Genomic DNA, 11,911 nt, shown 5'->3' on the forward strand with positions numbered 1-11,911 from the left:
CTTTTTATACTATATTTGGATAATTTTACCATATAAAATACTAATATAGCAATTTACTTCTTGACATAATATGCATATTAGTATATAATCTGTTTAATAAATACTAATATAGGATAAAAGGAGCAACAGATGAGAAAAGCAAAACACTTAACAAAAGAGTACAGATATACAATCTTTGTACTCACAATAGAGCTTTTGGTGAGTATTACTCAAGCACTGCCGCTTTTAAGTAACGCTGTATAATGGAAGGAGTTTTACTATGGCACAAAAATCATATGACAAAGCTCTTTTTAGACTTATCTCCATACTCTCTATGCTCACTAAAGACGAAAGACCTACTATCTCATCTTTAGCAGAGGAGTTTAATGTTTCTAAAAGAACCATACAGACCGATATTTATCAAAGACTCTGTGGCTGGGATATTACCAAAGATAAATTTGGGAGACTTATTTTTAGGGATGGGGCTGATGTTTTTGGTCTAAATAAAGTTAAGTAATTAAAGTGACAAACCTTTCCCCTGCGCCTTTAACCACTCTTTTTTTTCTGCATAATTCGGCATTATTTTGCCTACTTCTTTCCAAAACTTCTCATTATGCGTATGCTCCTTGAGGTGTACTATTTCATGAACAATAATATAGTCAATTACTCCTATAGGAGCCATTGCAATTTTCCAGTTGAAATTTAAGACACCATCTTTTGTACAAGAGCCCCAGCGAAAGCCAAGTTCCATTATTTTAAAGTCAGGTTTTAAAATATTTGCCATTTTGCAAATACTCTCTAGCCGCTCATCTATTTTAGTTTTTAGATGTTCGCTGTACCAAGCTTTAAAGATCTCTTTTGATTTTGGCTGCTTCTTCTGTCCCAGTACAAACCAACCATTTTTGAGTTTTAGTTCACTATTTCCCTCAACTATTTGAAATCTATAGTTTCGTCCTAGATAGCTAAAACTCTCTCCTGAGACAAACTTCTTTGAAGCGATATTATCAATTATTGATTTTTTAATTGCTAACTTTTCCCAAATCCATACTCTTTTTTTATGCACATGTTTTTCTATCTCTTTGTTATCCAAATCAAGTGGAGCATTAACGACTACTTTTGCATCTCTCTCGATAGTGATGCCGATGCTTTTACGCTTGGATCGTATAAGTTCGTAATCAATTATCAAGCTTTAAACCTTGAAGCTCTTTTTGGTTCTCTTTTGTAAGGCTCATAAATTGCTCTTTTATGAGAGCAATATGTTTAATTAACACCGCATCTTTTGTAGCTGAGATAAGTCCAACAAGATAGTTTTGAAGTCTATTTCTACTCTCTACCCCGGTAGTTCCCCAAAAATCAACTCTTGCCATTTCTCGAACAGTTACACCAAGAGAATTTATAACAAGCTCTATAATGACATCTTTCGTTTTTTCGCTCACTTCTCCATCGTAGAAGCTTAAAAACATATCATAATACGCCATACAGACATCACAGCCAAGCTTTTTAAATACTTCCAAAATCTCTCTTCCGCCGACTATCTCTTCTTTGAATTTTGAGAGTTTCTCTACAAGCTTATCCCATTCACCTCTATGCTCTGCAATGATTTTTTCCAGCTTCTCAGCCAAAGATTTGTAGTAGAGTGGGTCTTTATCAATGTTGATCTTTATAGTATACCTAAGGGCATGTTCCATCTCTGAGGCGACTGCTTTATTTGGTCTATCTTTGAGTGCATCTTCAAACTCATCATCAAATATCGATACCGGTCTGACTCTTGTCTCAATCCCTTGGCTCACAAGGTGTTCATTGATAAGTTTTTTAACTTTTTCGCCAATCCCTTCTATTTGAAGCTCTTCATCTCTGTATCTCCTCTGAGCCTCATTTTTTATCATTCCTAGCACTTTTGCATCATCTAAAAAGTATCTTTTTATAGGGTGTGGCAATATAAAATCTATTAGTTTCGTAAACTCTTTAAAATGCATTTTAAACTCTGCTCGCAGCTTCTCGTCTGCTAACATTACAACAGCATCTTCTAAATTGTCTTTGTTTATCTCTTCAACACCGTTTTGATTAAAAAACTGCATCACTTTTCTGTGTGAAAGTTCTAGTTTGTCTATCTCGCAGCTTATGTCTTGCATTACATCCGCTACATCCGCATCTTCATAGTTTGCTAATGCCTCTTTGAGATGCGCGCCTACTCCGTAATAATCAACGATAAGCCCTCTTGTTTTGCCCTCATATGTTCTATTTACCCTTGCTATCGCTTGAAGAAGATTATGTGCGGTAAGCTTTTTGTCTAAATACATTACCTGCTCAATAGGTGCATCAAAACCTGTAAGAAGCATATCGCTTACTACTAAAAAAGCTAAGTTTGATCTATCTAATGGCTTTTTAAACTCTGCTACGGCACTGTCTTTGTGAGATTTGGTAGTAAACTCTTTTGGAAAGTCATCGCTGTTGTCATTGTGTTTAGCAGATATAACCACACTAGACCTAAGCTCTCCAATCTCATTTTTATACGCTTCTAAGGCTTTATTTATCGCTTCACTGTAAAGAATCGCTGCTTTTCTTGACGAGCTTACAACTTGAGCTTTATAACCGTTTGGTAAGATGTTTTTTATGTAATGCTCTACCATATGTTTTGCTATAGCTTCAATTCGTTTTGGGGCTTCTAATATGTCGCCTTTTGTACCGTACTTTTTCTTAATAGCTTCTATCTGTTTAGAGGTCAAATCTGCAAATAGATCCTCAAACTTGGCGTCAAATTCACCTCTGTTTTCAAGAGTATCGTTTGAAGTCATTCCTTCGTAGATGATTGGCACAGTTGCACCGTCTTCTACTGCTTCACGGATTTTATAGGTATCAATGTAGCTTCCAAAAGAACCTACGGTTTTCTCTACAGGTGTTCCAGTAAATGCTATTTTAACGGCATCAGGCAGAGCAAGTCTTAGAGCGGAGCCAAATTTTGAGTATTGTGTACGGTGCGCTTCATCGATGAGCACTAACACTTTTGAAGTATCTATCCCTTCACTTGCCTTTTCAAACTCACCGTCATTAAACTTTTGCATCATAGTCATATTGATGTTACTCACATCGTTAGAGAGTTTTTTCTTTAGATCTTTGCCGTTGAGTGCGGTATCTATCTTCTCGCCTATAAGTGTAGCTGTCTCTTCTAGCTGCTCTTGCAGGTCGCTTCTATCGACGACAAAAAGGATTTTATACTCTTGCAGCTCTTTTATGCTTCGCAAGTGCCTAACCAAAAAGACCATTGTAAGAGACTTACCGCTTCCTTGCGTATGCCAGATTACACCGTTTCTCTCCTGGGGCGTATTGGCTTGCATTATTCTTTTAACTGTCTTTTTAACTGCTCTGTATTGCTGATAACGACAAACTATTTTGACTCTTTTTCTGCCACTTCCCATCACTACTGTAAAGTCTCTCATAATCTCAAGCAGATTTGTAGGCGCTAACATGCCGGCGACTAATATATCTTGCTCATCTTTGCCAAATTCGCTCAAGTCTCTTGGATATGGGTCCTTCCAGCTTAGATAATGCTCTAGGTTTGAGCTGATAGTTCCGCTTTTTGCCTGAGTCCTTGCGCTTACCACCACAAAAGCATTGGTATGAAAAAGTTTTGAAGCACCCTCGCTTTGTTCTGTTCCTCTTGTATTCATATATCTTTTTAGTTGATTTACACCTTCATGGATAGGATCAGTAACATCCGGCGCTTTGCACTCTATGACTACCAAAGGGATACCGTTTACAAAAAGTGTAATATCGGGGATAATAGTCTGCGCACCATCGACCATAAATTGCGATACTGCCAAGAAGTGATTGTTTGAGATATTTTCAAAATCTATATATTTTACCGTTGGAGATTTCGCACCTGTCGCATGATTTACATCGACGGATGTATTTTCGATAAGAAGAGCAGTAGAAGCAAGGTTGTTTTCAAAAAGTGATGAGTGGTTGATGTTCTTTAGAGTAGCTATGACCTCTTTGATCTGCTCATCTTTGAGCCAATTACCGTTTATTTTGACTATAGCTTCACTGAGGATATCTTCTAAAATCACATCTTTAAAACTATCTCGCCCTTTTAAAGCTTTGGTAGTTCGGTGCTTGTTGTCATTGTCTGCTATGGTTAAAGTATCCCAACCCAAGCTTTTAAGCTGCTCCAAAAACTTCTCTTCTACATAGGCTGCTTCTCTTATCCAACTGCTCATATTAATCCCTCTTTATCTACTATCTCCCAATATCCGCCTTTGGCACTTCCAACTCTTTTGATAATATTTTGCTCTTTTAGTTTTTTGATGTTTTCTTCTATCTTTCTACTTGAAATTCCTACAATGTCGGATAACTCTCTTGCAGATATTTTTGGATTTAGAATCATTTGCTTAACTATTTTGTTCTGATTGTCAGTCAGATTTTCTCCGACCTTTTCTCCGACCTTTTCTCCGACCTCATTAAAATAAAACTCCACCCATAAACCATTTTGCCATCTAAACTGCGGAGTGATTCCATTGAACTTTTTAGATTCATCAATGATTTTCTCTATGCCTCTTCCCCATGACTCGATGTAACCAGCCAAGAAAAAAGGATAAGCGATAGCAGGATTGTGTGGTTCAGATGAGTGCTTTTGCAAAAGTGTCTCTATTGTCCAGTGTGGTGGCAAATCTCCAGCATTCCACATAAGAAGCTTATCGTCATAAACACTTATCTGTATAGTATGCTGTGAAGCATAATCTTTATGGACAACTGCATTTATAAGCGCTTCTCTAAAAGCTAGTTCAGATACAGGAAAGCTCTCAACCCTTTGAACCCCCTCATAGGTAATGAGCGCTTTGAGGTACTTTGTAAATATAAGCTCCATAGTCTTATCTACTTGCTCAAAAAGATTTCCCTCTATCACATCTTGATAAACCAAATCACTGTTCGATTTGAAATATCCTATTTTTATACTACTTCCAGTTACATACTTTTGAGGCTCTTTTGCAAAAAGAAGTGTTGCGGCTCTTTTGAGATACGCACCCTCTTTTAGATGAAGTTTATCTGTCAGCACTTCATCGCTCTCTTTTAAAAGTTCACCATCGATTCTCTTTTTTTTCGCGGCTTTCTCTCGAAAAAGTTTAAATGCAAAAGGGTCTAAATCATCAAACCCAAAATAAGGAACAGGCACACCGTCCCATTTTTTGCCTTGACGGGAGAGTAAAAATTTATCTAGTGCTGCACCTTTTAGCTCCTGTGTACTACTTCCGCTTCTGTAGTAATATGAGCCTTTGTAACTTATGGGGTATGGATATTTATCTGTAATGATTTCAAGGTACTCTTTTTCTTCGCTTGTTTTTAGATTGACATCTACCATAATGCCTAAAATGTCTTGCACTTTGTTTGGTATATCTTCAAGGAGTTTTTTTGCATTGACAATGCCGACGATTTCGCCATCATCATCAACACCGATATAGAGCTTACCACCATCACTATTTCCAAATGCACTTACCCATTTGATATACTCATCTCTCCAAGATTGTTTAAACTCTATATTTTGCGATTCGTTAATTTGTAGTTTCATTATAAAAACTCGCTTTTAATGAAAGTAATATTTGCCTGTTTCATTTGTCTCCACTCACTTTTTAGGTTTCCAAAAGTTAAAACTTCATAAATAAATACCCAATATTCATCAATATCATCTTTTAATGACCTTGCTAATGCTTTATATTTTTTTGTTACCTTAGAATGTTTTATAAATTTTTCATCATGTAAATAAGCCAATAAAAGTAAAACGGCATCATGAGAATTTTCTACTTTTTCAAATAAATTTTCAGTGAGTAAAAAATCATATTTCAAACTAAAAAACAGAGCATAACTCATCGCTTCATAAAGTTTTTTAGATTCACCAAGTTGAAATAAATCTTGTGAAATTTTTTCTATTTTGGACTTATCTATTGAAAAAATAGTAAATATTTTATCATCAAGCAAAGGCACCAAATAAGGATACAATAAAACCAAATGATGAACTGTTTTTATAAAATAATCTTTTGCATTTTGAGTCATCTCTTTTTTTGCTAAAACTTTGATTGCATAATTTAAAATAGCACTATTTTCTTTATTATGAAACATCAAATCAAGTGCAATATCAAGATAAGCTCTTACTTCACTTAACTTCAATCTATCATCATTTGAAAAAACAAAAGAGTTTAATTTTCTTACCCAGTTTTCTGTTGAAGCCAATGGCAATTTTAAAATTTCAGTTTTTTTATGATTGAGTATTAAGCCATATTGTTTCAACTCTGTGGATAAATCCACTAAAAACTCTTCTGCTTTTTCTTTTGTCTCAATATAACAACTGTAATCATCAATATTACGAATATATCTATAACCTTTATCATACATAGCTTTATCAACAGCAGTCAAAATGATTTCAGATATAAGATTGGAAGCATGACTACCTATCAAAATGCCATGTGTTTCACCATCTTTCAAGTTTCGAGTATAAAAATCAACTTGATTAAACCATTCTGTTGGGCTTCTGTGCATTTTTGAATGGGGTTTACTTACCAAAGCCCAAGGCAAAGAATGAGTATAAATACTTGGAAAACAATTTGATATATCTGCCTTGACAACATATCTTTTTCCAATCAATAAATTAGGTTCTGGATAATCATCTGTACAAAAATTTTTATGATTCATTTCAAAAAGATGATTTTGTACTAATGTTGGATAATCGTCTAAATCGATATCATCTAAGTCTTGATAGCATGTATTAAAAACTTTAAAACTATCATCTATTTTTCTTATATGAATCCTACTTATCCTATATTCTTGGTTCTGTGTTTGTTTTTCAAAGTACTCAAGCAATTTATCCCAGTTTTCAGACAACACTTTACATTGATTATGATATGCGATTGGATTTGGAATAGCTAAAACTCTGGGAATATTTATGTTTCTCATACTCTCATAATGAATGTATTTTTTTTCTGATTTATCAAAAGTAAATCCAGTTGGAGGTGTTTTACAAAAATTTAAAAAATTCTCAGCAGTTAAAAAAGGTGGTATCTTTTCTGCAAACAAGCCATATCCAAGTAATCCATCAAAGAGTTCATCTGCTGAAATTTCATTAAGTAATTCGTAGTATAATTTTTTAGCCATTATTGATACTTTTCTCCAGAACTTTCACAATGTTTAATTACTTCATCAATCCATCTTTGGTACCAATGCCATTTCTCACCAGCAACCATCGAACCATAACCTTTTGATGGGTTTTGAGCATCTTTTTGTTTCCATAATTGTGTATGGTCATAAATTTTGAACTTTGAGAAACCAGCATTTTGAACCATTTCTACAACCTGCTTTGGTAAATATTTTTTCTTTTCCGTTTCTTTCATAATCACATAATCCGCATTAACTTTTTCTGCAAGCGCCGAATCACTTTTTACAAATTCTATAACCTTGTCAGCCTGTCCTTTATGATTCGCTGTTTTTGGAACAAATAAGATCCTATAAGCATATTTTGGACTACTGTATTCTTCATCTGATAAATATTCATCAAATGCTGAAATATAACCTAAAATATTAGCTGGAAGTTCAGTATGTTCTTCTAATAATTCTTTCTGTTCTGTACTAATACTTGAAAATTGCAAACTAAGTGACAAATACTTTTCGATACCTTCTGTGTCATCAAATAGTCTTTTTATATATTCGTTGTAGTTAAGGCAACTGGCTTGAAATCTTGCACTTAATAGATCATCAATTTTTGAAGTCATTTGATGTTCTATTTCATGACGAAGACCAATTAAAAATTTTAAATTGTTGGAAGTATCTTTGTCTAGTGGATTGTTACTGTCATTAATACATCGTTCTAATTCCCAATGTTTATAAGCTCCATGTCTTGTGGTGTCAAATTTTTTTCGTTTACCTCTTTGTTCAAAATATCTATATTCAATACTGTTTTTTTTATAATAAGCATGCAACAAATAAGTCCAAGCAATATTCATCAGGACTATAAAAGACTCAGATTTAAAAGTAATATTCGGATTATTAAAAATTTGAACTGCTGCTAAAGCGGCTTCTTTCGATTTCTTCAACAATTCACTACTAATTGAACCAATACGACGAACTCTAGGCACTTTTAACCCTCACTTTACCACTTAATAAATCGTTCATAAGTCCTTTTTTTAGCTCTTTTAGTTTGGCTAGGTTTGTTTCTTCTATTTCGATTTTTTTATCTTGAGTGGTTAGGATTTTGGCGATTTGTTTTTGTTCATATTTATCTTTTGGATACGAAGTTTTTACATTTCCTATTGTTGTTTGGTTTAAAAGAGGTTGTCCGGTTTCTGATTTATATTTATTTAAATTCAAAAAATGCAATAAGTAAAACATATATTGAGTGTCAAACTTTTTTACTTTCTTAGTAATGTAAAGTGCATTATCTGTTATCCAACATTCGTTTACCAAATATATGCTGCCGCAATATTCTCCAACTCTACCAATGATTAGAGTTTCATCATTATTATTTTTAGAATTAGAATATCCAGTTATACCATTGCCTCCATAAACTTCATAAATACCACTATCTGAAGTATCTTCTGGTTTTGTATCTCCACTTTTTAACTTAAAAAAATCATCTAAACTCACAAGCTCCCACTCTTCAGGGATAAGTCCTAATTCGCTCTCTTTGTATGCATGGGTTGCTCTTGTGCGGATGTGTCCGTCTTTGTCTATGCCGTTGGTTAGAAGCTCTTGCATAAGGGCTTTTTTGATATTTTTCTCTTTTTCGATGAGGCGGTTTGTAGTTTCTATGTTCTTATCAAGTGTTGAGAGAATTTTGGCAATTTGTTCTTGTTCTTTTACAGTAGGTCGTAAAACTTCAATTCTATTGATATTCGCAGTACTTAAACTTGGTACCCCCGATGCTTCATTATAAGAATCCCAATTTATAGACTGAAATACATAAAAAACCCATTTTGGGACATTTTTATTTTTTATGTGAGAATAAAACAATGTATCCACCGTCCAGAAAGGAGTTTCCATGTATTGTGGATTATTTATAGTACCTTTTCTACCTATTAAGACTGATGGCTTGTCATACAAAAAATTATTTGTATATCCAATAACTCCACCAGACCCTAAAATTGGATACTTCCCACTTTCTGATTCAACTTCTTTTTGGTCTTTTCCGTACTGAATAGTTAAAATATCTTTTAAAGGCTTTACTTCCCACCCATCAGGCACTTGCATCATCTCACTCATAGATAACCAAGCTCACTTAGGTAAGTTTTTATCTCGTTTGTTGCTTCGTCTCGCTCACTCTCTATTTCACTCAAGCTTACTCTGTATTTATCCCATAGGTTTTCAAGTGTTTTGATGATGGTCTGTTTCTTCTCACTTAGGTAACGGTTGGCGATACTCATGGCATCTTGTTTTAGCTGGTTTGTAACAAGCTCTTTTATGTTTGTCATGCCGTCAAATAGCTTCTCTTTTTGCTCTTGTATTTTCTCTCTTGTGACTACTTTGTCGTTTTCCTCTTTTGCGCTCTTTAGCTTTTTAAAGAGCTCTAAAAGCTTACCATGTAATGCTAACTGCTCCTCGCTCAAAGAGCCTATGAACGCCTCATTTGAGGTTATGAAACTATCACTTAGCAGGTTGTAGTCGTAGCCGCTGTTTTTGATGGATTTTACGGTAAATTTATTTTCCACCCACCAAGAGGCAAATATCCCTCGCACCTTAAATCTATCTAGCACGCTGTCGTTTGCAAATGCTTTTGTTATCAGTTCATAGCCGCTATTGTAAAGTGATGCTATATCGCTAGATGGCTCATCTATAAGCTTTTGATACTCATCGTACCAAGCGGAAACTTTTGCTTTTATGCTCTCGTCGGTGGTTTTAAAAGGCTCACTTTGCTCTAGCAACTCTCTAATGTTTTGCTTCTCTGCTAATTGGCTTTTAAACTCAAAATAGTTCTCATCTTTTGGTACAAATATCATATCGCTAGTTATGCCATAACTCTGCATAAGCTCATCATTCCATTCGCTCTTTGGTATGCCGCCCCTTAGGTGTGCTTTTACATCATGAGGCGTTGGCGGAGGAGTGTTGTCTATATAGCGTCTTATGTTTAGATTGAAATCCTCTTTCTCAATCTCGGCTAAACTGACAAGGCGTGAATATTTCTCCAGCTCTAATCTGTTTTGATACACAAAGTTGATTTTTTCGATGTCTTCTGCACGAAGCAGGTTTTGGTTTTTACCCTCTTTATACTCGGCATCGGCGTTGATAAAAAGGATTTTGTCATCTTTTTTTGCTTTGTTGATAATGATCAATGCGGCAGGGATGCCCGTACCGTAGAAAAGTCCGCTAGGCAGTCCAATGACTGCTTCAAGAATATTTCTTTTTGCTATAAGCTCTTGGCGAAATTCTCCCTCAACACTACCACGAAATAGCACTCCATGAGGCATGACGACACCCATTTTACCACTGCTTTTTAGCGAAGCTATCATATGCTGTACAAACATATAGTCGCCCTTTTTGCCACCTTCGGGCATAAAGTGGCTAAATCTCTCTTTGTATTTTAGGTTGGCTTTTGTGTAGTTTTGAGAAAACGGCGGATTTGCTATCACTCTATCAAACTGCATCAGTTGCCCATCTTTTGTGTGAAGCGGATCTTCTAAAGTGTCTTCGTTTTTGATGTCTGCATTTGTAATACCGTGAAGTATCATGTTCATCTTACACATCGCCCAAGTAGTAGCGATGGCATCTTGTCCATAAAGTGAGAAGTTATCGGAGTTATATATCTCTTTGATATGTTCTTTTGCTTGTATGAGCATACCGCCGCTTCCAACTGTCGGGTCGTAGATGCTCATTCCGGGTTTTGGATCGAGGATTTTGGTTAGAAGCGTTACCACTCCGCTTGGTGTATAAAACTCTCCCGCTTTTTTCCCTGCACTGTCGGCAAAGAACTTTATGAGGTACTCATACGCCGCTCCTAAAAGGTCTGGAAACTCAAAATCCTCATCTCTAAGTCTTATCTTGTCAAAGTGTTGGATGAGTTGGATGAGCTTGCTATCGCTTATTTTAGAGTTACCAACCTTTTTGTTGAAGTCGATGTGTTTTAGTACATCTTCAAGAGATGAGAGGTTGGCTTCTTCTATGCCTGCAAGAGCGACATTAAGGTTTTCACCTAGATTTTTTTTGAGATGTCGTAAGCTTTGCCATCTTGCAGATTCAGGGATATTAAACGAAAATTGATGGTTTTGTAAAAGTATGTTGATAGTAGCTTCATCATGCCCATCTTTTTTGTAAGCCTCTTTTACTTTTTGATACTCTGCTTCAAACTGGTCTGAGAGTCTTTTGAGAAACAGCATACCGAAGATGTACTCTTTAAACTCACTTGCTTCCATCTTTCCACGAAGTATGTCTGCCGCCGAGAAAAGATGCTGTTCGAGTTGAGAGAGGGTGAGTTTTTGCATGTATGAAAATCCATTAATTTAAATTATTTATTAAAAATTATTTTTAAATATCCATTTTATCCAAATATGGATGAAGCTTCTCTTGTATACAAAAATTTTTAAGTTAAATATAATGCTGTGTGATGCTCGCCCGATTGTGCTTTTTCTCGTAGCGAAGCTGACTTAAAATTCATTCTGAAACTCCTTTCGCAGCTGCTCAAACTTTTCTGGAGTAAGTTCCATATCTTCCATTAGCTCTAACAGTGCCTCTTTGGCTTTTATATCCTCTTCGTTTTCTTTGTCGATAGGAGTGAACCGTTTTCCAATTATTCCCAATGATTTTTTATTGTGTTCAGGAACAAGGCTTGGGTTGTGTTTTAGACATAAGATATAGATAATGCCTTTTAGCAACTCAAAGGTCTCTTTGGTAGGTTTTATGTCAAAACACGACATGTATTTATACAATCTGTCGTAGTCTATCTTGTTCATAAAAACACCGG

Annotated in this window: 9 protein-coding genes; 1 reads left to right on the forward strand and 8 read right to left on the reverse strand. The window is 35.3% G+C overall.

Annotation, left to right across the window (positions count from 1 at the left end):
• The first annotated feature begins 259 nt into the window (after positions 1-259).
• The gene (locus M0Q17_RS08475; protein ID WP_295085909.1) at positions 260-496 is read left to right on the forward strand and encodes an HTH domain-containing protein; all 237 of its coding nucleotides are present in this window, start codon (positions 260-262) and stop codon (positions 494-496) included.
• Here the strand turns inward: M0Q17_RS08475 and M0Q17_RS08480 are convergent, their stop codons facing one another.
• The 8 genes from M0Q17_RS08480 to M0Q17_RS08515 form a co-directional block, all read right to left on the reverse strand.
• The gene (locus tag M0Q17_RS08480) at positions 497-1,165 is read right to left on the reverse strand and encodes a SprT family zinc-dependent metalloprotease (protein WP_295085910.1); all 669 of its coding nucleotides are present in this window, start codon (positions 1,163-1,165) and stop codon (positions 497-499) included.
• On the reverse strand, positions 1,155-4,196 hold the full coding sequence (locus M0Q17_RS08485; RefSeq protein WP_295085911.1) for a type I restriction endonuclease subunit R: 3,042 nt from the start codon (positions 4,194-4,196) through the stop codon (positions 1,155-1,157). Before M0Q17_RS08485 ends, M0Q17_RS08480 begins: the two co-directional genes overlap by 11 nt.
• Positions 4,193-5,542 (reverse strand): RNA-binding domain-containing protein, encoded by a 1,350-nt coding sequence (locus M0Q17_RS08490; protein WP_295085913.1) that lies wholly within the window; start codon positions 5,540-5,542, stop codon positions 4,193-4,195. Before M0Q17_RS08490 ends, M0Q17_RS08485 begins: the two co-directional genes overlap by 4 nt.
• Complete coding sequence (locus M0Q17_RS08495; protein WP_295085915.1) at positions 5,542-7,119, reverse strand: RNA-directed DNA polymerase; 1,578 nt, start codon at positions 7,117-7,119, stop codon at positions 5,542-5,544. The genes M0Q17_RS08490 and M0Q17_RS08495 overlap by 1 nt, the downstream gene beginning before the upstream one ends.
• On the reverse strand, positions 7,119-8,096 hold the full coding sequence (locus M0Q17_RS08500; RefSeq protein ID WP_295085917.1) for a DUF3644 domain-containing protein: 978 nt from the start codon (positions 8,094-8,096) through the stop codon (positions 7,119-7,121). Before M0Q17_RS08500 ends, M0Q17_RS08495 begins: the two co-directional genes overlap by 1 nt.
• Positions 8,089-9,219, reverse strand: a complete 1,131-nt coding sequence (locus M0Q17_RS08505) for a restriction endonuclease subunit S (protein WP_295085924.1) — start codon at positions 9,217-9,219, stop codon at positions 8,089-8,091. Before M0Q17_RS08505 ends, M0Q17_RS08500 begins: the two co-directional genes overlap by 8 nt.
• Positions 9,216-11,432 (reverse strand): class I SAM-dependent DNA methyltransferase, encoded by a 2,217-nt coding sequence (locus tag M0Q17_RS08510; RefSeq protein ID WP_295085926.1) that lies wholly within the window; start codon positions 11,430-11,432, stop codon positions 9,216-9,218. The genes M0Q17_RS08505 and M0Q17_RS08510 overlap by 4 nt, the downstream gene beginning before the upstream one ends.
• Positions 11,433-11,594: 162 nt before the next feature.
• Positions 11,595-11,911, reverse strand: a 317-nt coding sequence (locus M0Q17_RS08515; RefSeq protein WP_295085928.1) for a hypothetical protein, incomplete at its 5' end; no start/stop codon positions are given.

This window comes from Sulfurimonas sp. (assembly GCF_023229105.1).
Classification (GTDB): domain Bacteria; phylum Campylobacterota; class Campylobacteria; order Campylobacterales; family Sulfurimonadaceae; genus Sulfurimonas.

Excerpts from the sequence above, each read along its gene's own strand:
- M0Q17_RS08475 (WP_295085909.1), top strand. The coding sequence starts at position 260 with ATGGCACAAAAATCATATGACAAAGCTCTTTTTAGACTTATCTCCATA.
- M0Q17_RS08485 (WP_295085911.1), bottom strand. The coding sequence starts at position 4,196 with ATGAGCAGTTGGATAAGAGAAGCAGCCTATGTAGAAGAGAAGTTTTTG.
- M0Q17_RS08490 (WP_295085913.1), bottom strand. The coding sequence starts at position 5,542 with ATGAAACTACAAATTAACGAATCGCAAAATATAGAGTTTAAACAATCT.
- M0Q17_RS08495 (WP_295085915.1), bottom strand. The coding sequence starts at position 7,119 with ATGGCTAAAAAATTATACTACGAATTACTTAATGAAATTTCAGCAGAT.
- M0Q17_RS08505 (WP_295085924.1), bottom strand. The coding sequence starts at position 9,219 with ATGAGTGAGATGATGCAAGTGCCTGATGGGTGGGAAGTAAAGCCTTTA.
- M0Q17_RS08510 (WP_295085926.1), bottom strand. The coding sequence starts at position 11,432 with ATGCAAAAACTCACCCTCTCTCAACTCGAACAGCATCTTTTCTCGGCG.